At 47.6% G+C, this 21934-nt stretch carries 17 protein-coding genes and 1 riboswitch; of the genes, 8 read left to right on the top strand and 9 right to left on the bottom strand.

All coding sequences use genetic code 11. The annotated features are described in order from the left end of the window. Positions 1–152: 152 nt before the first annotated feature. Complete coding sequence (locus G9G53_RS12455) at positions 153–3662, top strand: collagen binding domain-containing protein (protein WP_029514676.1); 3510 nt, start codon at positions 153–155, stop codon at positions 3660–3662. A 116-nt stretch (positions 3663–3778) separates the two neighbouring features. After that, entirely contained in the window at positions 3779–4444 is a 666-nt protein-coding gene (locus G9G53_RS12450; protein WP_029514675.1) for a class D sortase, read from the top strand. 89 nt (positions 4445–4533) lie between these two features. Here the strand turns inward: G9G53_RS12450 and G9G53_RS12445 are convergent, their stop codons facing one another. Next, entirely contained in the window at positions 4534–5001 is a 468-nt protein-coding gene (locus G9G53_RS12445; RefSeq protein WP_029514674.1) for a cupin domain-containing protein, read from the bottom strand. Between the two features lie 326 nt (positions 5002–5327). Here G9G53_RS12445 and G9G53_RS12440 point away from each other — a divergent pair, with 326 nt between their 5' ends. From G9G53_RS12440 to G9G53_RS12425, 4 genes are all read left to right on the top strand, one after another. Continuing rightward, positions 5328–6065, top strand: a complete 738-nt coding sequence (locus tag G9G53_RS12440; RefSeq protein ID WP_081317548.1) for an amino acid ABC transporter ATP-binding protein — start codon at positions 5328–5330, stop codon at positions 6063–6065. A 43-nt stretch (positions 6066–6108) separates the two neighbouring features. Beyond that, the gene (locus tag G9G53_RS12435; protein ID WP_069010734.1) at positions 6109–6939 is read left to right on the top strand and encodes a transporter substrate-binding domain-containing protein; all 831 of its coding nucleotides are present in this window, start codon (positions 6109–6111) and stop codon (positions 6937–6939) included. A gap of 71 nt (positions 6940–7010) precedes the next feature. Beyond that, entirely contained in the window at positions 7011–7670 is a 660-nt protein-coding gene (locus G9G53_RS12430) for an amino acid ABC transporter permease (RefSeq protein WP_023986681.1), read from the top strand. Positions 7671–7684: 14 nt separating this feature from the next. Then, positions 7685–8335: an amino acid ABC transporter permease gene (locus G9G53_RS12425; protein ID WP_165147909.1), complete on the top strand. Its 651-nt coding sequence runs from the start codon at positions 7685–7687 to the stop codon at positions 8333–8335. Between the two features lie 27 nt (positions 8336–8362). Here the strand turns inward: G9G53_RS12425 and G9G53_RS12420 are convergent, their stop codons facing one another. The 7 genes from G9G53_RS12420 to G9G53_RS12390 form a co-directional block, all read right to left on the bottom strand. Then, the gene (locus tag G9G53_RS12420; protein ID WP_165147906.1) at positions 8363–9322 is read right to left on the bottom strand and encodes a LysR family transcriptional regulator; all 960 of its coding nucleotides are present in this window, start codon (positions 9320–9322) and stop codon (positions 8363–8365) included. Positions 9323–9365: 43 nt separating this feature from the next. Then, positions 9366–11186, bottom strand: coding sequence for an oligopeptide ABC transporter substrate-binding protein (gene opp4A / locus G9G53_RS12415; RefSeq protein ID WP_165147903.1), 1821 nt, complete (start codon positions 11184–11186; stop codon positions 9366–9368). A gap of 42 nt (positions 11187–11228) precedes the next feature. Beyond that, a complete protein-coding gene (locus G9G53_RS12410) occupies positions 11229–12137 on the bottom strand; it encodes an ABC transporter permease (RefSeq protein WP_029514668.1) in 909 nt (302 codons plus the stop codon). Positions 12138–12165: 28 nt separating this feature from the next. Beyond that, on the bottom strand, positions 12166–13134 hold the full coding sequence (gene opp4B / locus G9G53_RS12405) for an oligopeptide ABC transporter permease (RefSeq protein WP_029514667.1): 969 nt from the start codon (positions 13132–13134) through the stop codon (positions 12166–12168). A gap of 13 nt (positions 13135–13147) precedes the next feature. Continuing rightward, a complete protein-coding gene (locus tag G9G53_RS12400; protein ID WP_165147898.1) occupies positions 13148–14074 on the bottom strand; it encodes an ABC transporter ATP-binding protein in 927 nt (308 codons plus the stop codon). Then, positions 14052–15083, bottom strand: a complete 1032-nt coding sequence (locus G9G53_RS12395; RefSeq protein ID WP_069010731.1) for an ABC transporter ATP-binding protein — start codon at positions 15081–15083, stop codon at positions 14052–14054. The genes G9G53_RS12400 and G9G53_RS12395 overlap by 23 nt, the downstream gene beginning before the upstream one ends. Positions 15084–15411: 328 nt before the next feature. Continuing rightward, the gene (locus tag G9G53_RS12390; protein ID WP_165147895.1) at positions 15412–17016 is read right to left on the bottom strand and encodes a DUF6359 domain-containing protein; all 1605 of its coding nucleotides are present in this window, start codon (positions 17014–17016) and stop codon (positions 15412–15414) included. 337 nt (positions 17017–17353) lie between these two features. Then, positions 17354–17469, top strand: a riboswitch (glycine riboswitch). A gap of 211 nt (positions 17470–17680) precedes the next feature. Here G9G53_RS12390 and sdaAB point away from each other — a divergent pair. Together sdaAB and sdaAA are read left to right on the top strand one after the other, a co-directional pair. Beyond that, positions 17681–18370: an L-serine ammonia-lyase, iron-sulfur-dependent subunit beta gene (sdaAB, locus tag G9G53_RS12385; RefSeq protein ID WP_069010729.1), complete on the top strand. Its 690-nt coding sequence runs from the start codon at positions 17681–17683 to the stop codon at positions 18368–18370. Continuing rightward, entirely contained in the window at positions 18360–19259 is a 900-nt protein-coding gene (gene sdaAA, locus G9G53_RS12380; RefSeq protein ID WP_069010728.1) for an L-serine ammonia-lyase, iron-sulfur-dependent, subunit alpha, read from the top strand. The genes sdaAB and sdaAA overlap by 11 nt, the downstream gene beginning before the upstream one ends. 160 nt (positions 19260–19419) lie before the next feature. Here the strand turns inward: sdaAA and G9G53_RS12375 are convergent, their stop codons facing one another. Further along, positions 19420–21756 (bottom strand): Ig-like domain-containing protein, encoded by a 2337-nt coding sequence (locus G9G53_RS12375; protein ID WP_029514661.1) that lies wholly within the window; start codon positions 21754–21756, stop codon positions 19420–19422. Between the last annotated feature and the right edge of the window lie 178 nt (positions 21757–21934).

Genomic DNA, 21934 nt, shown 5'->3' with positions numbered 1-21934 from the left:
ACAATTTGCTATGCCTATCTCGAAAAAAGCCCTGATCGCTATGATCAGGGCTTTTTTTCTATTGGGATAGTCATGTCAGCCTAGCATGCTGAATATACTAATTTCGAACGAAGCATTGCCATATTACGATGAATAGGAGAATCACTTGGAGCATGAGAACAAAAATAAATGTAATGATCATTGCCTTATTGCTCATTGTCCAAAGCTTTTTCAACGCAACACTGGCTTACGCAGATGCTCCAGCCCCAGAACTGCCGCAGAGTGCTGTATCCGATCCTACACATACCGTTACGGATACTGTATACGGTGTCCCAAACCTTGAACCTCCCAGGGAGATTCCTTCAAATACGCCCCCCTTCGTTCAAGGAGCAGTCAGTTCAAAATCTCAACATGATGCAACTCCGCAGAGCATACTAACGAAGTTGAGCCTGACCGACGAATCAGGGCATGTCATTGATGCAGTATATAGTCCCGACAGCCAATTCGACATCGGATCAGCCATCCAACTAGGCTATGAATGGGAGCTTCCTGACAATACCTATAAGTCAGGAGACACTTTCACCTTTCACTTACCAGAACAGTTTGTCATCTACACTGATATCTCATCTCCGTTAGTCACTACCGACGGAACCGTGGGATACTTCACAGTAGATCGTCAGGGCAAGGTGATCATGACCTTTAACCCATATGTAGAGACTCATTCCAATGTCAGCGGCAAACTGCAAATCAAAACCGAGTTTACAAAAGAAATAGTGAAAGGTAGTACAGAGGTCATCATTGCGATTCCGATCAAAGGCGGGGTGCAAACGGTCATCGTGAATGTAAAGCCCCAGTCAGGGCCGTCCCTAAGCAAACAAGGGAAACTAGCTGGCACAAATCAGATCGACTGGACCATTGATGTGAACAAACAGCTAAACACCGTAAAGCATGCCTTCATCACCGATCCAATTCCTTTAGGACTGGAACTCAGAAGAGACTCTATCCGGCTCTATCATCTCCAAGTCAATATCGACGGATCGACCGTTGTTCGAGACCTAGTAAATGCGAGTGAATATGCCATTGAAGCAGATCAGGCCGGGACAGGGTTTGTGATTCGTTTTCAAGACGATAGCATGAACACGGCCTACCAGATTCAATATTCCACGCGCATTACTGGCGACGAAACTCGTTTTTCCAACACAGCAACGCTTTCAGGAGATGCGATAGAGAACGTTGCTGCTACCGGTACTGTTCAGGTAGAACGTGGTGAGTTTTTGTCCAAAAAGGTTGAAAAATATGATCATGCCACACAAACACTCTCGTGGGCCATACGATACAACTTCGGCGAGACAAAAATCCCCGAAGCCAAAGCTCTTTTAATTGATCATTTCAACAAAACTCAAGAATTGCTACCCGGTTCCTTGAAAGTATTTAAAGGAAACACGCTGGAGGAACTCCCATCGTGGGCGTATACTGTCATCCCAGTTGATTATCCGGACCGCAACGGCTTCAAACTTCAATTTAACTTTGACGTAGATTCAGCCTATACCATCCGATACCAGACTCAAGCCAGAGGCCGTGTCTATGAAAATGGAAAAGTTATAAACATCATAACCTCAGATGGAATCCAGAAGATCGTATCGACAGAAATCACAAGCGGAGTTATGACTAAAATGTATGACACACCCAATTACAACACCAAAATCATACCTTGGGTGATTACCATTAATACAGACTTGTACACCATGAAAAATATTGTCATTCACGATGTGTTTCCAAACGGGGGCTTGGCCTTGTTGCCGGACACCCTGAAAATTCAAACTGTTGACGGAACAACGGAGCTACGTGCCCCCACGGATTATGAGCTGATTCCGCTATCACAGGACTATAAACAAGGATTTACGCTCAAATTTCATAAAACCATTCATAAAGCTTATACGATCAAGTATTCAACCACCTATAACAATGACTGGAAAACGGATACGACGAAGCCTGAGTTTCGTAATAAATCCATTATAGAATACCAGTTTGAAGACGGAGAAACATCATCGCATGCCGTGGAGTGCCCGATCTGGCCGGACTTTATGACACAACGAAACGGTGCCAAGCAAGGAAGCTATAATGCGACCTCCAAGCTCATTACCTGGGACATTAAAGCCAACTACAATCGCAAGATCCTAAACCACGCGGAAGTGAGAGACCCCTTGCTGCAAGGTCAGAAGTTACTGCCCGGCTCCGTGAAAGTACACGATATGACCTTGCTGGGATGGTGGGATGGCGTACAAAAAGGGGCTGAAATCCCGGCAGATCAATACACCATTATCCCTCCCTCCGAGCAAAATGGGAATGAATTGCGTATCCAGTTCAAGGAGCAGATACAGACTCCCTACTGGATTACCTTTCAAACTTCATTGGAAGGAGAACTGATTGACAAGGAAATTCATAATCAAGCCCTTCTACTGGATGGACAAAAAACAGTCTCCAAATGGGCAGCGCAAGTCACGGTACCTCATGGTGGAGAATATGTATCTAAAGTCGGTACACAAAATGGAAATAAGATCGACTGGAGCATCCGCATCAATGAAGGACAGTCACATGTATCCAACGCTAAAATTATAGATCAGCCTAGCAGCAATCAAATCTTAATCGAGGATTCCTTTCATTTGTACTCTACAATCATCGCTGCCAACGGAAATACCACCAAGGGCACCGAGTTGATTAGAAACCAAGATTACAAGCTGTATATCAAAACAGATGCTCAAGGCCAGCAAACTTTTGAACTTGCTTTTGCCAAGGATATTTCCTCTGCTTTTATTCTTGAATACCAATCATTCATTCATGCTGAGGACAAAGCCAAAGTGAGTAATAAGGTTGCCTTTGAGGGGGATCGCTTGACGACAGAGATACGGGAAACCAGCCAGGAAATCATCGTACGAACGTCTTCCGGCTCCGGTTCCGGCGGGGGTGTGACCGAAAGTCTTGAGTTGACCAAGGTAGACCAGGATATGCCTGAGAAGGTACTGCCTGGCGCACAGTTTGCACTCTATGATAAAGGTCAAAAAAGAGCCCCTCTCATTCAGACCACCAATCAGGAAGGCAAAATCATCTTTTCCTCCTTGCTTCATGACGATTACATCTTGGAGGAATTGGCAGCACCGGAGGGCTATAAAATCACCGAGAGCAAGCTTGAGATCAAAATAGACGCAACACTGCGACAAAGCTCTGGTGTAAAAAAGATTGTGATCACCAACCGTAAAGAAAAGAAAAACGAACCAGGAACGCCTACTCATCCAGACCCGTCACCCCCGTCTGGAGGCTCAGGTAAGAAACATGACAGAGATCCGGAAATACCCGATACTCCGTCTGTAACCGTTCCTCCGTCATTCCCAATGTCTCCGGAGGACATAGCCCTTCTACAGGAGGAACCTGCACCTATACCGCCGGAGCCGCCAGCCGTCATGCCTCATCAAGATCCTTCTCCTCCGGTGGATTCGAAAGACGATCCCAAACCTAAGATCCGTGTCAAGGTTCCCGGGAAAGAGCCAGAAGAGCCAGAGGATCCACCTGCGGTACATCAGTTGCCCCAAACAGGTGAAAGCAGCCCCGTTCCGTTCTATTTGACAGGCATAGCGTTGGTTATGTGGGGCGTATTGTTGAAATTCACACGGACGAACAAAAAATAAAATGGATCACCTGCCCTGATCTCTCGCCTCATTCCATTTCCGATTGGAATGAGCCGGGAATGGGGCATTTTTCAAAAAAATATGTATAATCCGTACTTTGCTTAGGGGAGGCGAGATTGCTGAGTCTGCGTAAACTTTCCTACGTATTTATTTTGTTAGGCTTACTTTTTATTTTGTTTCCTAAAGCGACGGAATGGAATGAGGATCGGGAACAAAGCAAGCTATTAAAAGCAGCAGAACTACCATCAGGAAAAAGCGATGCGCTATGGCCCCCCAGTCTTACGGACAGCTATGCTCGCTTGTCCACTACTCTTACGGAAGTCCCGGCTCGTGAAGCACGACAAAATACTTCCACACCCCCTGTTACCATTGGAAGCGCTAATGAACAAACTCCCATAGCCACTATTAGTATAAGTCGTATTGCTTTAAAGCTCCCTGTATTGGAAGGCGCAACGAGGATAAATATGAGACACGCGGCTGTACATATGCCGGAAACGGGGACGCTGGGACAGGCGGGGAATGCCGCCGTTGCTGCTCATCGAGCCCGCACCTCTGGACGTTTATTTAATCGTCTAAATGAATTGAAGATCGGGGATAAGATTGTTGTTAACACTCGGGGTAACCAATATGTATATAGCGTTTATAGCCTGAAGATGGTCGATCCTACGGACGTGTCTGTTCTGAAAAGCTTCAAAAAACAAAAGCTGCTCACCCTGATTACATGTGACCCTCTCATAAATCCCACCCATCGTCTCATTGTTCAGGCCAAACTAAGCACCTAAAGCCATTAAAGCGCCTATTTTTATGAGTAAAAATAAATCAGGCGGGCCATTCCTGTTCATTTACAGAAATACACCCGCCAATGTTCACATTACGATTCAGTTGGATTCTTGGCAATCAACTTGAAATCATCAAAGTGGAATCCTGGTGCAACCACACAGGTTACCAGTACGGGCTCATCCCCAAGCGGACGTGCCGTTTGCCATACTGCTCCTGGGACGAGTGCTTGTGGATGCTGTCCTGCCTCCACATCTGCACCAACAATAATCACAGTTTCTTCACCAGGCTCTTCTCCGCTTCCACCCAATTTCAACTCTACAGGGCTTCCGCTATGATATAACCACAGCTCATCAGAATGGACCACATGCCACTCGGAGAACTCACCCGGATGCAGCAAGAAATACGTAGACGAAGCTGCAAAGCGCGGACCAGAATATACATCCGGCAATACAGGCTTCGGAATTTGAAAATTGGCCTTCCACATCTCTTTGTACCAGCCGCCTTCTGGATGGGGCTCCATGCCCAATGCCGTGACTAGCGGTGAAATAGCTTTCGTCATTGTCTAACCTTCCTTTACCCTAAATTCCTTCTTCCCTACTGTAAAACATAGCGTTGCTTTTGTCACGTTTCTCCCTTGGCTTGTCGGGGATCAATAATTTATGTGAAATTTAATAACATAAAAATACGGATGTTTACTCATTTTCATCATATAAATAATAGTTCACTAGTAAAAATCACACCAAAATACATTACACGTGAAGTTTTATGACATAAAATCTTGTTTTTTATTGTAAGCTTATAGTATCATGAGAGAAATTTTTAAATTCTAATAGAGCTTGGTCATGTCAATCCGTCTACTAAGCTATGTATCCAAGCCTAAAAGGGGTGAGCTCTCTGATCCAGTTTCGCAATGTCAACAAGCATTACGGTCACTTTCATGTACTCAAAGACATTAATCTTCAGATTAAGGAGGGCGAGGTCGTCGTCATCATCGGTCCCTCCGGCTCGGGTAAAAGCACCCTGCTTCGCTGCATCAATCGTCTGGAAACGATATCGGATGGGGAACTGATCGTTAACGAGATCCCTGTACATGACAAAAAGATTGATATTAATGCCTTCCGTCGCAATATCGGAATGGTGTTCCAGCATTTCAATCTGTATCCCCACAAAAAGGTAATTGAAAACATTGTACTGGCACCTATGAAGGTACTGGGCATCTCGAAAGAAGAAGCTACTCAAACAGCCATCACTTATCTAAAGCGCGTCGGAATCGAGGAAAAGGCACAGAGCTACCCCGCCCAATTGTCTGGTGGACAGCAGCAGCGGGTCGCGATCGCCCGCGGGCTCGCGATGAATCCAAAAATTATGTTGTTTGACGAGCCTACCTCAGCTCTTGATCCCGAAACGATCGGAGAGGTACTGGATGTTATGCGCTCGCTCGCCCATCAGGGCATCACAATGGTCATTGTCACTCATGAAATGGGCTTTGCACGTGAAGTGGCGGACCGCGTGATTTTTATGGACAAAGGACAGATTTTGGAAGACGGCCAACCTGCCGAATTTTTTCAGAATCCGGGTGAAGAACGGGCCCGCCTGTTCCTGAGCCGTCTGATTCATCATTAAACAGACTTACCAATGTAGCGTAAATCGAAAGGGGAATGTTCTGATGAGAAAAAGATTTCAATGGAGTACTTTGGTGCTGGTAGCTTTATCTTGTCTGCTCGTCTTGGCAGGCTGCGGAGGCAAAGAAGGAGCGGCAACGTCGGGAAATGAGCCGGCAGCAGCCAACGGACTGGAAGCGATCAAACAGCGTGGCAAACTAGTCATTGGTGTGAAATACGATACCAAGCTGTTCGGACTGAAAGACCCGGCTAGCGGAAAAGTAGAAGGTTTTGATATCGACATCGCCAAGGCTGTAGCCAAACATATTTTTGGCGATGAAACCAAACTTGAACTAAAAGAAGTCACGTCCAAAACACGAATCACCTTATTGCAAAACGGGGACATCGACGCCATTATCGCGACGATGACCATTTCGGATGAACGTAAAAAGCAGGTTGATTTTAGCGACGTCTATTTTAACGCCGGGCAATCTCTACTCGTGAAAAAGGGGAGCCCCATCACCGGGCTGGAGTCCCTGACCCCGAATACCAAGGTGCTCGCCGTGAAAGGCTCTACTTCCGCCAAAAATATCCGTGAAAAAGCACCAGAAGCGACGATATTAGAATTCGAAAACTATCAGGATGCTTTCAATGCCCTCAAAGCAGGTAAAGGAGAAGCGTTAACTACCGATAACTCTATTCTGCTCGGCATGCAGAAACAAGATCCAAATTATATTCTTGTAGGCGGGAACTTCACAGAGGAACCTTACGGCATTGCAGTAAAGAAGGGACAAACCGAACTGCTACAAGCCATTAATGATACGATCAAGGAACTGAAAAGCAACGGTGAATACGATAAGCTCCACGAGCAATGGCTTGGGGTTAAGCCCGAATAGTATTCTTGTGAAGGAGCCGCGATTGCGAGCTCCTTCCTTTCTTAAGTCTGGATAAGGAGGTATACCTGTAGATGCTTACTTTTGATATCAACGTACTTTTCGATCATAGCGACCGTTTCAGAGAAGGCTTGCTTCATACCGTTCAAGCTAGTGTCATTGCCTTGATCGGAAGCTTTATTCTGGGGGCTATTATTGCCATCCTCCGAATTGCGCCTTTTAAATGGCTAAACTGGATCGGTACCGTCTATGTAGAGGTCATCCGCAATATCCCATTGCTGATCGTCGTGCTGTTTTTTTATCTCGGGCTTCCCACTTTGGGCATCCCTTTGGACGGATTCGTATCTGGAACGCTTGGATTGACCGTATACACAGCCTCCTTTATTGCTGAAGCCATACGTGCCGGCATTCAATCTGTGCCCAAGGGGCAATTTGAAGCGGCAAGGTCTTCCGGGTTGAGTTACAACCAGACGATGATCAGCATTATTTTACCGCAAGCCATCAAAATTGTACTGCCTGCGATCGGCAACCAATTCATTAATCTGGTCAAAAACTCTTCCGTGCTGGCTATTGTGGCCGGACTGGACCTCATGTATTACTCGGACCTCATTAACTCGGATACCTTCCTGCCCATCACAGTCTACGCCATCACGGCGTTGTTGTATCTTATCTTGACAGTTCCGCTTAGCTTTCTTGTACTGTACATGGAACGGCGTCTGTCCAAAACATCCTAAGGAGGGAAGCCTGTATGGATTTCGGTGGATTGTTTGTGTGGCCTAATGTGCGTTTTATACTGGAGGGCTTCCTGCTCACGCTGGAGGTTGCTATTTACTCTATCGTGTTCAGCTTCACTCTCGGTATCATGTTCGGCATCCTGCGCTATACCCGCTTACCTGTCATTTCACAGGTTGCAGCCTTTATCATTGATCTCATTCGCAATCTTCCATTATTGCTCATTATTTTCTTCATCGGCATGGTTTTACCATCTATCGGTCTTTCCATTTCCCTCAAGTGGGCAGCCATTACAGGCCTGTCGATCTTCGAGGGAGCCATGATTGCCGAGATTGTGCGTAGCGGTCTGAATTCGGTCCATAAAGGACAGGTGGAAGCCGCACGTTCCTCTGGTCTAAGCTATTCTCAAACCTTATGGCATATCATTCTGCCCCAAGCGCTTCGTCGCATGGTGCCCCCGATTGTCAGCCAGTTCATTTCCCTATTCAAGGATACCTCACTGGCTGTCATTATCAGTTTGCCGGAGCTGACGCATAATATTCAGATTGTCGGTGGGCAAAATCAATCCTTTGTCATTCCAGCCCTGCTGTTCGCAGCTTTCCTGTACTTTGCTGTCAATTACAGTATGTCACTGATTGCACGCAGGCTGGAAGTTCGTACACATTAAAGCTCGTGATACTCATCAGGGTTGCCACTAGTTGGAACGCACGGTTAGTACAGCTTGTATCTCTTTAATCAATTGCTTCAACGCTTCTCCCTGATAACGGCCAGACCGATAAACCAGCTCTAGCTGACCCTGGAGCACGTCGCACAAAATAGGTACAGTGCAAAATTGTGAGTGATCCAATTCTGTTGCAAGGGACTCCGTCTGTAGGGTTACGGCAAGTCCATCCTGCACCCAGCGCAGGATGGAAGGTATGGAATTGGTCTCCAAGACAGTTGCAAAGGGATACCCGTGATCACGGAAGCACTTCTCAATCAGTTTCCTGCCGGGATGACACTCTGGCTGCATCCCCCAGGGTACATGCCTCAATTCGTCCAGCGTAATGGAAGAACGGTTGGAAAACACATGCTCTACCGGAACAACAAGACAGTAGTTCTCCGTACGAAGAGGAAGCTGGACAAGCCTTTCATCCGTACCCGAATGCAGCGTGATGCCAACATCCACTCGGTTATCCAGCAGCTGTTCTGTGACATCAAATGATGGATGGATGTGCAAGCTGACTCTAGGAAATGACTGATGAAAATGGATAAACATTTCTTGTAATGGTTCCTCCAGCTCCGGTAATGCGATACCAATCCGCAAACTCCCGCGTTGCTCGGTGCGCAACTCCTCAATGGAAGCCTTTGCTTGCTGTAAATCCTTGAGCGCATGTGCACTGTGTTGCAGCAACAATTTCCCGGCATCTGTCATCTTAATTTTCTTGCCTGCACGGTCAAAAAGAGTCATGCCCAATTCCTCTTCCAACGCCTTAATTTGCAAGCTAAGTGTGGGTTGGGAGATTCCGATCTTTTCCGAAGCTTTCGTAAAATGCAGTTCCTCGCATACCGCAATGAAGTATTGAAGCTGACGTATCTCCGTCTTCCTTCTCTCCCTTCGAGAATCCCCAGAATGATTGCATAAAAGGTCAAAAGAAGCGCAAAATCGGATCAAACCGGTTCGCGCTTCTTCTTCAGGTTATTGCGCTTTTTTTAGATTATTGGGCTACTTCTGCTTTTTCCGCAGTCAACGTAATATTCGCAAACGTATCTGCATCATACTCCTTGCCACGGGTAATATCGTAATTGGCTACCCGATTATTCACTGCCTCCAACGAGTAACGGAATAACGTCGGTACAATGGGTGCCTCCTCGCTCATATACGCCTGCCACTGATTGTATATATCTTTACGATAATTGTCGTCAAAGGCTTTCACAGACACCCCTTCCTGCAACAGCTTATCATTCTCTTCACTGGTAAAGCGCGAGTAGTTAAAGCTGGCTCCGCGTCCATACAGCCCACTAGGGTTTACATCTGTACCTGTACTCCATGCGCCGCCAAAAATATCAATGCCAGGGTCATCCTTCTGCACACGGTCATAGAAAGAATTGAACTCAAGCAGACGACCGTCCACCAGCTCGACATGAAGCCCGACATCCTTCCAATTTTGCAAATAAAACTTCGCCAGCGATTCGGCTGTCGCATCCCCGCTCATTGCCGCATAATGGAGCACCAGTTCCTTGCCCTTAGGGTCCTCACGGTATCCATCTCCATTGGTGTCCACATACCCTGCCTCGTCCAGCAGCTTTTTTGCCTTGTCCGGATCATACGCAATGCCCTTCGCATTCACATCATGATATCCCTTAAAGGCGGGCGGGACCAAGGATGTCGCAGGAGTCCGAAGCCCATGATAGAGCTGCTTGCCAACCTGCTCGTTATTCAGCGCATAGCCGAGGGCCTGACGTAATGACTTGTTCGCCAGCTTGGCGTTCGGGTCCATGATATTTAGACTCTTGGCCTGATCGAATTTGCCCATCTTAAAGCCTACATAGCTATAAGATAATTCCTCCTGACCGAGAAACTGTACATTTTTCGGATTGCTGGCCTCATTGTAACGGGTGGTTGGATAGCTGGCCCAGTCGACTTCTCCACTTTTCAGCGCCTCGGTAATGACATTCGGGTTCACCACCTTCAGATGAAGGCCATCCAGCTTGGGTACACCGTGAAAATAATCCTCATTTTTGACAAATTCCACAGATTCACCTGTAACCATGGATTTAATTTTGAACGGCCCATAGCCAATCGGATTTTTACGGACAGGGTCTGATCCGGCCATATCTTTCACGGGGATATTCTGAAACACCTTTTTCTCCAGGGGGGTAGACCAAAGTCCCGATTTCACCGAAGGATTAGGTTCCTTGAAATGAATGGTAACCTCTTTCTCATTGAGCACTTTGATGCCAGAAATGGTTTTGGCCTTACCCGAGTGATAATCTTCCATACCCATAATATTCGTCATAAAACTATCATAACGCGGACCTTCGTAGTCTTTATGACCGATCACTTCATAGGAAAAAGCATAGTCCTCCGCCGTTACGGGATTACCATCCGTCCAGTTCAGTTTGGGATCAATTTTCACAGTCACCGCCTTATTGTCTGGAGAAAAGGAAATCGTCGCCGCCCCTTTATTGTCAATATTCAGATTGGAGTCAATCGAAAACATAGAAGGGTAAAAAAACTGGAAGACTTCAAAATCAGGATTGCCATCATAAAATACAGGATTCAGAATGCCTTCAAAGGGGGTATCAGACACGAGTGCATAATTGATGATGCCACCCTTAATCGGTGCCTTATCGTTCTTGACCGCCTTCGCCAGCGCTGTCGCATTCACCTGTTTGCTGTCGGACCCTGAGCCGCCTGTACCGTCAGACGATTTCCCTCCATTTGAAGCGGAAGGCGAACCGCTGCATGCCGCCAATGAAAGTACTAAAATTGCAGATAGAACAGGCAGAATCCCTTTTTTCCAGTGTTTAACCATTGTAAATCCCTCCTTGTCATTGTCCTTATCCTTGAACTTCAGTTAACCCAATCGTTGTCTGGCATCCGTGGCGCGTTTGAGCGCCTGGCCAATAAAGTTAATCGCCAGCATTAACACCAAAATAAGCAGTGAGGCAGGTAACCACATCCACCAGCTATTCTGCAAAACATCCGGGTCATTGGCATAACTCACCAGTGTACCCAAGCTTGGCGTAGATTCCGGTAAGCCAAAGCCGAGATAAGAAAGCCCGGTCTCAATCCCGATATTTCCCGCGAGACTGAGGGTCAGATTGACGATCACGACCGAGCTAAGATTGGGCAGCACGCCAAACCAGATGATTTTCCAATTGGGTGTGCCAAGGGTTTTGGAAGCCTGCACATAATCCAGTTCGCGCTCCGACAACACTTTGGCCCGGATCAGGCGTGCTTTTCCAATCCATAAAAAGGCAGTCATGATAAAAATAAAGGACCCTATGCCGCTTTTGGGTACAATGCTGACAAATACGATAACCAGCATCAAGAATGGAAGCACCAGGATAAAATCAATGATTCGCATGATGATGTTATCGACCATTCCCCCATAAAAACCAGCCAGTAAACCTAATGTTAAGCCAATAGCGGCGGATAACAATGTAATCGTAAAGCCAATAGTGAAGGAATTGCGGGCTCCAATGACCAGTTGGCCGAAAATATCTCTGCCCGCTCGATCTGTCCCCAGCCAATGCACTGAGCCTGGAGCTTCACGAATCGCGCCCAAATCGACCGTCGTGACTACATCCTGATTTACAAACAGGACAGAGGCATATATAAAGATCAAGAACAGAATCACAAAGCCAATGGAAACCAAGGCCATTTTGTCACGCACCAGCTCACGACGCAGTACAGACCAACTGGATGGTGATTTATGAATGATTTCCGGCGTGAAGACCTCCTCCACCTGTATAGACACCATAATCCCTCCCTTTCTCTAGACTTGTTCGCTATTCAATTCGAATGCGGGGATCGACCTTGCTCAGGATGACATCAGATAAAAGGGTCCCTAATAGTGCCAAGAAGCCAGAAATCATGACCAGCGCGTTCACGACTGAAAAGTCCCGTTGAGTGATGGACTGAAGAAATAATTGGCCCAACCCCGGATAACCGAAAATAGATTCAAGAAAAATGTTGCCTGCAATGACTCCCGTCAGGTCATAGCCCAAAAAGGCAGCAATCGGCAATAGAGAGTTTTTGAAAATATGTCGGGAATAAATTTTACCTTCGGGCACCCCTTTGGAACGCGCTGTTTTCACAAAATCCTTCAGTCTTGTGTCAATGACCTCATTGCGCAAATACTGAATCGTAGCCGTTGTACTGAGCAATGCGCCTGTAACCGCCGGTAAAATGAGATGATACGACTTGTTCACGTAATATGACCATGCCCCCGGCTCCACACCTACATCCACACTGCCGCTGGTTGGAAACCAGCCGAGCCTGAAGCCGAATACATACAGCAGCAGCAACGCGAGTATAAATAGAGGTGTCGCAAAGCTGAGATAGGTATAGCCCACTACGGTTTTGTCCAGCAGACTATGCTGATAACGACCGCTGAGTACGCCGAGCGGGATGGCGATCAGATACGTCAGAACCAGAATGACTACGCCCAGAAAGAACGTGTTCCCCAGACGGCTGCCAATCAGATCGGTAACGCTAATTTTATGTACATAAGATTTGCCCAGATCCCCGTGAGCAAGCTGGACGAGCCAGTTCCCATACTGCATCCACACCGGGTCATTCAGTCCCAGTCTTTGTCGCTGCTCTTCCAGTGCGGCCGGATTCAGATTGGGTGTCGAAGTAATAAGTCCTGTCAGGGCATCCCCCGGCATAGCCTTAGCCAGGAAAAATATAAGCACGCTCAGTGCAAAAAGTTGAGGGATCATAACCAGTAGCCGACGCAGTGTAAATTTCCACATTTCTGTACCCCCCTTATGGTAGCGCGACTTGATGGGATGGACTTACTGATTTTAGTGCAAACGGTTTTCCACTCGCGTCTAGATGTTTGGGTAGCTCTGTTTTGTAGGAGGATAAAAGCATTTGCCTTTTTTGAGCATTTTCCAGCCGTTTTGTAGGATCAATATTGGGAATGGTTGCAATGAGGCGCTGGGTATACAGATGCTGTGGACGCTCATAAATATCTTGCTCGCTCCCCTGCTCCACTAGACGGCCCCGATACATAATACCGATTTGGTCGCACATATGGCGGATAATACCTAAATCATGGCTGATGAACAAATACGTCAAATTAAATTCCTGCTGCACATCCTTCATAAAATTAAGCACCTGTGCCTGCACGGAAACGTCCAGTGCTGACACTGGCTCATCAGCAATGATCAGTTTGGGGTTTAATGTCAGCGCACGCGCGATCCCGATCCGCTGTCGTTGCCCCCCGGAAAATTCATGCGGATATTTATAGGCTGCATCGGCGTTCAAGCCGACCTTTTCCAGCAACGTCTGTACTTTTCTCCGTTCTTCCTCACTACTCAGCCTTTCAAAATTTCGCAGCGGTTCAGCAATGACATCCAATACGCGCTTACGCGGGTTAAGCGAAGAGTATGGGTCCTGAAAAATCATCTGAATATCTCTACGCAATGGATGACGATTGTTACTACTTAGAGCTGCAAGGTCCTTTCCTTTAAACAAAATCCGTCCGCTCGTCAGCTTATTTAGACCGATGATCGTCCTGCCTGTCGTCGTTTTCCCACAGCCAGACTCCCCCACCAGCCCGTAGGTCTGGCCTGCCTCAATGCTGATCGACACGCCATCCACTGCTTTCACCTGATCGATAACACGCTGGAAGAAACCACCGCGCACCGGATAGTGCACCCTCAAATCATTTAACTCCAGTAGTGCCATGAGCAGCCTCCCCCTTTGCCTCGTCTTCAAAATGAAAATGCTGATAACATGTACAACGGACCCAATGTCCAGGGGAAATTTCATTTAATTGGGGATGGTCTTCATGCACCCTCTGCTGAATCCAGGGAATACGTGGAGCAAAGCGGCAGCTATTGCGGGGGATATCTTGTAATGAGGGAACAATGCCGCCGATGACATGCAGTGATTCCCCCTTGGTATGCGATCCCGGCATGGAAGCAAGCAAAGAACGCGTATACGGATGCTGTGGATGCCTGAATAATTCAAAAACATCAGCGCTCTCCACGATTTCTCCGGCATACATGACCACCACGCGGTCGGCTACTTCTGCCACAACACCAAGATCGTGCGTAATCAGGATAATACCGCTCCCAGTCTCCTGTTGAAGCTGTTTGAGCAAGTCGAGAATTTGCGATTGGATCGTTACATCGAGCGCAGTCGTCGGCTCATCTGCAATAATAAGAGAAGGTCGGCAAGCTATGGCAATCGCGATCATCACACGCTGCCGCATCCCTCCTGACAGTTCATGCGGATACTGATCATACACACGCACTGGATTCGGTATATCTACACTTTCCAGCAGCTCCAGCACACGTTCCCTTTTTTGCTTCGTAGATAGTGACGTATGATAATCGAGATTTTCCTCAATCTGCTTGCCAATGCTCATCAACGGGTTGAGTGCTGTCAACGGGTCCTGAAAGATCATGCCAATTCCCGCTCCGCGGATTTTATTCATTTGCCCTGAGGAAAGACGGTTCAAGTCCGTTCCTTTAAAAAAGACCTCCCCCTCTACACGCGTGCGTTCCATGTCATGCAGTTGCGGGATCGAAAGCGCTAACGCGCTTTTGCCACAGCCGGATTCTCCGACTACAGCCAGCACTTCATTGGGGTTGACCGTCAGATCCAGATGGTCGACTGCGGGGTGATATTGATCCTGGATGCGAAAAGATACGGATAATCCTTTAATTTCCAACACAGGTTCGGTATTCAATGCGCGCTTCCTCCATTCTCCATGGTCTTGTCCCGCTTATTCTCACCATGTTTGATGTTTAAAACCTCTCATGAACATTACATACCGTTTTTGTCGGAATAATTTGAATACATCCTATCACCAGTATATGGATATATCAATTAAGATTATGCTATCAACATCATTTAAAAAATCAATGATCCAGCAATAGTGCGGCCTTTCTGGCACAAAATGTAATGAAATAACCAACCATAGGTTAATTTTCATCACAAAAAAAGTCGTTTGATCCCTCAGCAGGGATCAAACGACTAACTAACCCAAGCTCACATTGAGCTCTTGACAATATAATTTACGAAGCCGCTCCATAGGAGCCAGACTTGAATGTTCTAGGATCGTACCATTTGTAGCCTGCTGCCGGAGCAGACCAAGGCTCAGGTTGCGGTTCCGTGGAAGCCGCTGGTTCCTCGAATGGCAGAAGCTTCGTTGGTTGATCCAGAGTCAAACCTGCCACATCGGACAATTTCGTGTAGTCCTGCTTCCATGCAAGCCATTGAACCGTTTGCACCAGGAAGGTGGAATCATCCACTTCTTTGAAGCCATCATATGTCTTCTTCGACTGTCCGTTTTCCTCACGCACATATTTCGGTGTAGCATCTTCTACAGGGGAAGAATCACCGATGAATGCTGCCTTGCCTTGGCCTACCTTGGAGATAGCGGCATAAGGTCCTTCCGCACGGCCCCCGCCGTTATAAACCCCCTGATCTACCGCATTACCCCATTTTTTCGTGCCTGAAGGGATATAAGCAATGCCTTTAGCCTTGGTAGGATCAATAATAGCCAGCGTAGATCCTGCATGCATGGCAATCGAGCGCACACCCTTGGTAATACCGAAAGATTGATCTGCGGCTACAATGTCGGTAGCATTCACATCACCGAGCGCATTGTAACGGAAACGAACGCCAAAGTTGGCCGCCAGCCAATCGGAGCTTGTTAATCCTTGCATTGCCGGTGATGCAGCTTCTTCTGCAGTCATGCCTTTGGCCGGATTAGTATAGGCTCCACGACGGTAGCCATTCATAACCTCGGAGGAATCCCAACGGTTTTTGTTACGATCTGCATTATAATGATCGGAGATGAAGAAGACGCTCCCTCCGCTATTCACGTATTGCAGCAGGGCAGCCTGCTCGGATGCCTTAAAGGCAACATTCGCTTCACCAATAATGAACACATCATATTGGCGCAACTTGTCATAGGTTATGGCCTGCTCTCCATAAGTAAAAGGAATGGGACGATTCAATGGGTCTACCGTAAAGCCTACATTACGCAATCCATTAGCAAAATCAGAGAAGGCGCCGTCAATGACCCAATCTGCTGCGCCAGCGGTCTGTGCGTGCGTATTATCGAACAGCACCTTTTTGCCTTTTCCATCCGGCAATGTAGTACCGGGTTGACCCGGGTTGCCAGGTTCAGGTTCACCAGGTTCACCAGGTTCCCCCGGCTCGCTTCCGCTCACCAGTTCAACAGCGCTTGGGCTTTTCACTCCACCAAAATTATTGTAGGCGCCAAGTGTACCCGTCACACGAATTTTGCTGCCGATCAGCTCAGGATGGCCTGACAGCCCAAATTGCCCTCTGTACGCGGATGTCAGCTGTACATCCAATAGATTAGAAGTGCTACGTTCATTAGCCTGGTCAGCAATCAGTACGTTAAAATCATTCGCAAACGGAGAAGAGAAGTTAGCCGTTTTCGATCCGGTAGCATGTCCGACGATATAACCTTCTACCGTCACCGTACCTCCACTGCTTTGGCCCTGAAGTGCTTCGGCTACTGTCAATGCTCCCTCTGCCTTGACCTGACCGAACGGAACGAAGATCCCGATCAGCAGTGATGCGATCGCTGCTAGATGCAGCATCCCTTTTAAGCGTGAACCTGTGAACCGCAAGCCTTTTACCATACGTCAATATCCCTCCTATGATTTCCATAAATGTACTTGTCCTCTATCAGATTAGCCGCCAATCTTCTAATTCCTTCCTGATTTCATCCATAATTATGTAAACTTTAATCTTTTTTATTGGAAATGCACCTGTTTCAGGATTTTGCAAAATTCGATTCCAATCGCTCCAAAGCGCGATATCTAGACGAACTAGGCCATTTCGATCTATATATTGTTCATTGGAAGTCGCTTATTGGTTTTTTGCAAAATCCTCGTTTATGTAAAAATTGAACCCTGTGATTGACACCGAGCACGTCATACATTACGCTAAGAAAGACATGTAGAACGGTATACGCGAATGAAGATGACGGGAGAGTCTGTCCAGGGGGCTTACACTCTGGCGGCACCGAAGGAGCAAGACGCCAGCACCCGGCTGGCGGATAATCTCTCAGGTCCATGTATCGTCATCTGACGCAACTCTGGAGAGAGCGCAAGCCACCCAAGGGGTAAGGCGGTAAGAACACCGCACGAAACTCTCAGGTAACGAGGACAGAGATAAGGGAAACTTCCTTATCCTGTCCTTTTTTGTGCTCACATTGTGCGTCAGCATTAGGAACCGTCATAACCGCGCAAAGACGCGGAAATACCATATAGTATGGTATTAGAACATACAGGGGGCCACACCATGCGTTTCAAAGATGTATTTTCTATTATCGGCCCGGCCATGACCGGACCTTCCAGTTCACACACCGCAGGCGCGGTGCGACTCGCACGCGTTGCCCGGCACTGGCTCGGGGCGCAGCCTGACCGTGCCCGTATGACACTGTACGGCTCCTTTGCCGACACGTATAAAGGACACGGTACAGATCTGGCGCTCATCGCAGGACTGCTTAATTACGATACGGACGATCACCGGATTCCCGATGCCGAGCAATGGGCCGAGCAAGCCGGGATGACCGTGGAATTCGCCGTCAGTGGACTCCCCGCTCCTCATCCGAACACCGTCCGTTTCGAGTTGTGGAAGGGCGAGGATCAGCGCACACTGCTGGGCTCCTCCATTGGCGGCGGCAGCATCCATGTCCAGCAACTCAACGAATTCCGGGTCAATCTGACCGGGGAGCTGCCTACGCTGGTGCTTCTCCACTCGGATAAGCCCGGTACATTGGGCGCAATAACTTCAGCGCTGGGCGCGGCCCACATTAACATTGCCTATATGCACGTAGATCGCAAAGGCCGGGATGGTGAAGCACTCACCGCCATTGAAACGGACAGTTCTGCTCCAGCTGAACTGATTGCGGAACTGCGTTCTTTACCTCATATGTATGAAATTAAGATGATTAATTTGAAAAAAGGAGCTGAATCCGATGCGGTTTAGCCATCTGCATGAGATCAGCGCTTTATGCGCTGAAGAATCCACCACGATTGGCCGCTTGATGATTCAAGAGCAGGTACAAGAAACGAATACAACGGAGGAAGAAATCTTTCGCCAAATGTCTGATTATTATGAAATCATGAAGGAAGCCGTTCATCGCGGTCAGACACAAGACACCGTATCCCGCAGTGGATTGACGGGCGGCGACGGCAAGCGCCTGGCCGAGTATCTGCGGTCAGGGGAGACCTGCTCCGGTGATGCCTCCGCGCTCGCCATGGCTTATGCCCTCTCCGTGTCGGAGGTTAATGCATCCATGGGTCGCATTGTCGCCACTCCTACCGCAGGCTCATGTGGGGTTATCCCTGGTGTGTTCATCAGTGCGCAGGAACGGTTCGGCTGGGATGATGAGCATATGGTGAACGGCCTATTCGCCGCTGGAGCCATTGGCTACGTGATCGCCAACAACTCCTTCATTTCTGGCGCGGAGGGAGGCTGTCAGGCTGAGATTGGCTCAGCTATCGGGATGGCCGCTGGCGCTATGGTCGAGCTACGCGGTGGTACACCTGAACAGGCTGTTCACGCCGTAGGCCTCGCTCTTAAGAACACGCTCGGCCTAATCTGCGACCCCGTCGCCGGACTCGTGGAGATTCCGTGCATCGTGCGCAACGGCCTGGGAGCCGTGACTGCGCTTGCCGCAGCGGACATGGCTTTGGCGGGTGTGCGCAGCGCTATTCCGTCTGACGAAGTCATTGACGTGATGCTTGAAGTCGGCAGCGCGATGCCGTCGAAGCACCGCGAGACCGCCAAAGGCGGCTTGGCTCAGACGCCGACTGGCAAGCGTTTGACCGAATCACTTACACGCAACGCATCAATCAAGAAGAATAAGTCGTAATTTCTAAGCTTTAAACCAATTACTTTTCCTCTATAAAACAAGGCGACTACCTCTCCCCTACATTGTCCTAGGGAAAGAGAATTCGCCCTTATAAAGAAAAGAGCAAGCATATCGTCGCTGGACGTATGCTTGCTCTTTTTCTTTTTAGTCGGGTTACAGATTACTGAACGGTTACCTGTATCTTCGTCATTTTACCTGCATATTTCACAGTAATTACTGCTTTGCCCTTGCCCTGTGCCTTAATGTTACCGTCTTTGACGGTCGCCACAATAATTCTGGACGAGGACCAGACAGCCGGTTTGGAAACATCCTTCTCCGACTCATCCTTATACGTGGCTGTAGCCGTAACCTTAGCCAGCTGTCCTGCCTTCAAATTCAAGGCGACTTCGTCTGTTTGCAAATATTTAAGCGTATCAACATCTACAGGTACGCTGATGATCTTCCCGCCGAACTTCGCCTGAATGTTAGCTTTACCGTAGCTGACCGCGGTAACCTGACCCTTTTTAACAGTGGCTACCTTATAATTGGACGTTTTCCATTCAGCTTGGGTTGTAACATCCTTTTCTTTACCATCGCTCGATTTAACCACAATCGCGATGGTTTTTTGATCTCCAGATTTGAGCGATAGCGCGATTGCATCCGCTTCAATCTTTTGCGCTACGTCCACTTCTACCGTAAACGTAATGTTTTGCTTGCCATATGAAGCAGTCACAGTTGCCTTACCACTACCATTCGCTTTGATCAAACCTTCGCTAACTTCAACCACTTTTACATTGCTAGTTGTCCAGGTGGCATCCTTGGTTACATCTGTTTTTGTACCACCACTCTTAACTCCTGTTACTTTCAGCTGCTTCGTTTCCTGAGCACCAAGCGCAATTACACGCGAGTCTGTTTCCAGACGGTCTACAAGGCCCACTTGTACGTTAATTGTTAGTTTTTTGCCATTATAGGTCGCTGTAATAACCGCTTTACCAGCAGATTTACCCGTAATCGTTCCTTTGGACACAGAGGCAATATCTTCCGCGCTTGAAGCCCATTCTGCATCCTGTGTTACATCTTCCTTACGCCCATCCGCATAAGTAGCCGTCAAAGTTGCAGTATAGTCCTCATTAATATCAATTGTTGCCGTTTTGGAGGACAGAGACAGATCCCCGGGTACATTTACGGATACCGTAGCTGTAGCTGTTTTGCCGCCATAAGAAGCGGTGATGGTAGCCTCACCTGTTTTATAACCTGTGACTTCCCCCGCGCTGACAAAAGCGATATCTTCATTGCTGGACTTCCACTCTGCCTTACTTGTGATATCTTCTTCCGTACCTGTTACGTACGTTGCGGTCAGCTTGAGCTTTTTGGATTCCTTGGCATTCAAGCTCAGCTTGTCCTCGCTCAAATCCAGAAATCTAGAGGTTTCGACATCTGTCTTGATCGAAACGGTCTTATCTCCATACTTAGCGGTCACCGTTGCCGAACCCGCACCGATGGCCATAATCGTTCCTTTATTCACCGTTGCAATTTTTTCATCGCTTGATGCCCAAGTAGCTTTATCCGTGATATCCGTTACTGTTCCATCCGGGTAAACAGCAGAAACCTGTATTTTTTTAGATTCATCCAAACGGAGAAAAATATTGGATTCGCTGGCTTTCAGCTTATTCGTTTGATCGACATCCACCGAAATCGTAGCGGACATCGTGCCATATTTACCTGTAATTGTCGCCTTTCCCGCGCTATAGCCGGTAATGGTGCCTTTCAGTACATCCGCCACAGCTGCATTGCTGGAGCTCCACTCAGCGGACTCTGTCACGTCCTGTACCGATCCATCCGGGAACGTCGCTGAAAGTTTAACCTTCTCAGTATCCTTCAGCAAAAGAGAAACCTCTGATGAACTGACATCAAGACGTTTAACTTGCTCTACCTGTACAGCAATGGTTACGGTCTGCTGACCATATACGGCCTTAATATTGGCTGTACCTGCTCCCTGAGCGGTAACCAAACCGTTAACTACAGTTGCAATCTTTTGATTATCCGAGGTCCAAGTAGCATCACCCGAAACCTGAGCTGTTGTATTATCACTGTATGTCGCTGTCAAATCAACCTGTCCTGTACCGCTTGAACGCAAGTTCAGGCTTTGTACACTAGATGTCAGCGCCTTAACCTTTTTCGTTACATGTACCTGAACCGATTGTACCTTATCTTTATAGGTCGCAACCACGGTGGCTTCCCCTTCAGCCTTGGCCGAAACTGTACCATTATACACAGTAGCAATAGCTGTGTTATCACTTTTCCAATCCGTGCTTACGGTTACATTTGAGGTTGTCCCATCACTAAAAACAGCCGTAGCCGTCAATGCAGCTGTATCCCCCTGTTGCAAAGTTACCTCGTTAGACGAAAGGACAATCTTGGAAAGCACTGCTTCTGCTGCAGATGCAAACCCTGCATATGATGTAAAACTTGAAATCAGGATGACCAACGCCAGAAAACCGGACCATCTATTCTTCAAAATCTAATTCCCTCCCATTTCAAAACTTAAATTAAGGATTTCGCAAAATCCTTATACCTACGTTTTATGTCGTCATATGGAAAAGAATAGTTTAGGCTTCAAGGGAAATTTGGTCCTTATTAACTAGATCATTTCTGATAAAGATTTAGACATTACAATTTGTGTATCTTCAGGGCCA

The sequence above is a fragment of the Paenibacillus sp. EKM206P genome, from assembly GCF_011066155.1.
GTDB classification, from domain to species: domain Bacteria; phylum Bacillota; class Bacilli; order Paenibacillales; family Paenibacillaceae; genus Paenibacillus; species Paenibacillus polymyxa_D.
Note: the sequence above shows the minus strand (reverse complement) of the source record. Positions and strands in the feature narration are given on the sequence as shown.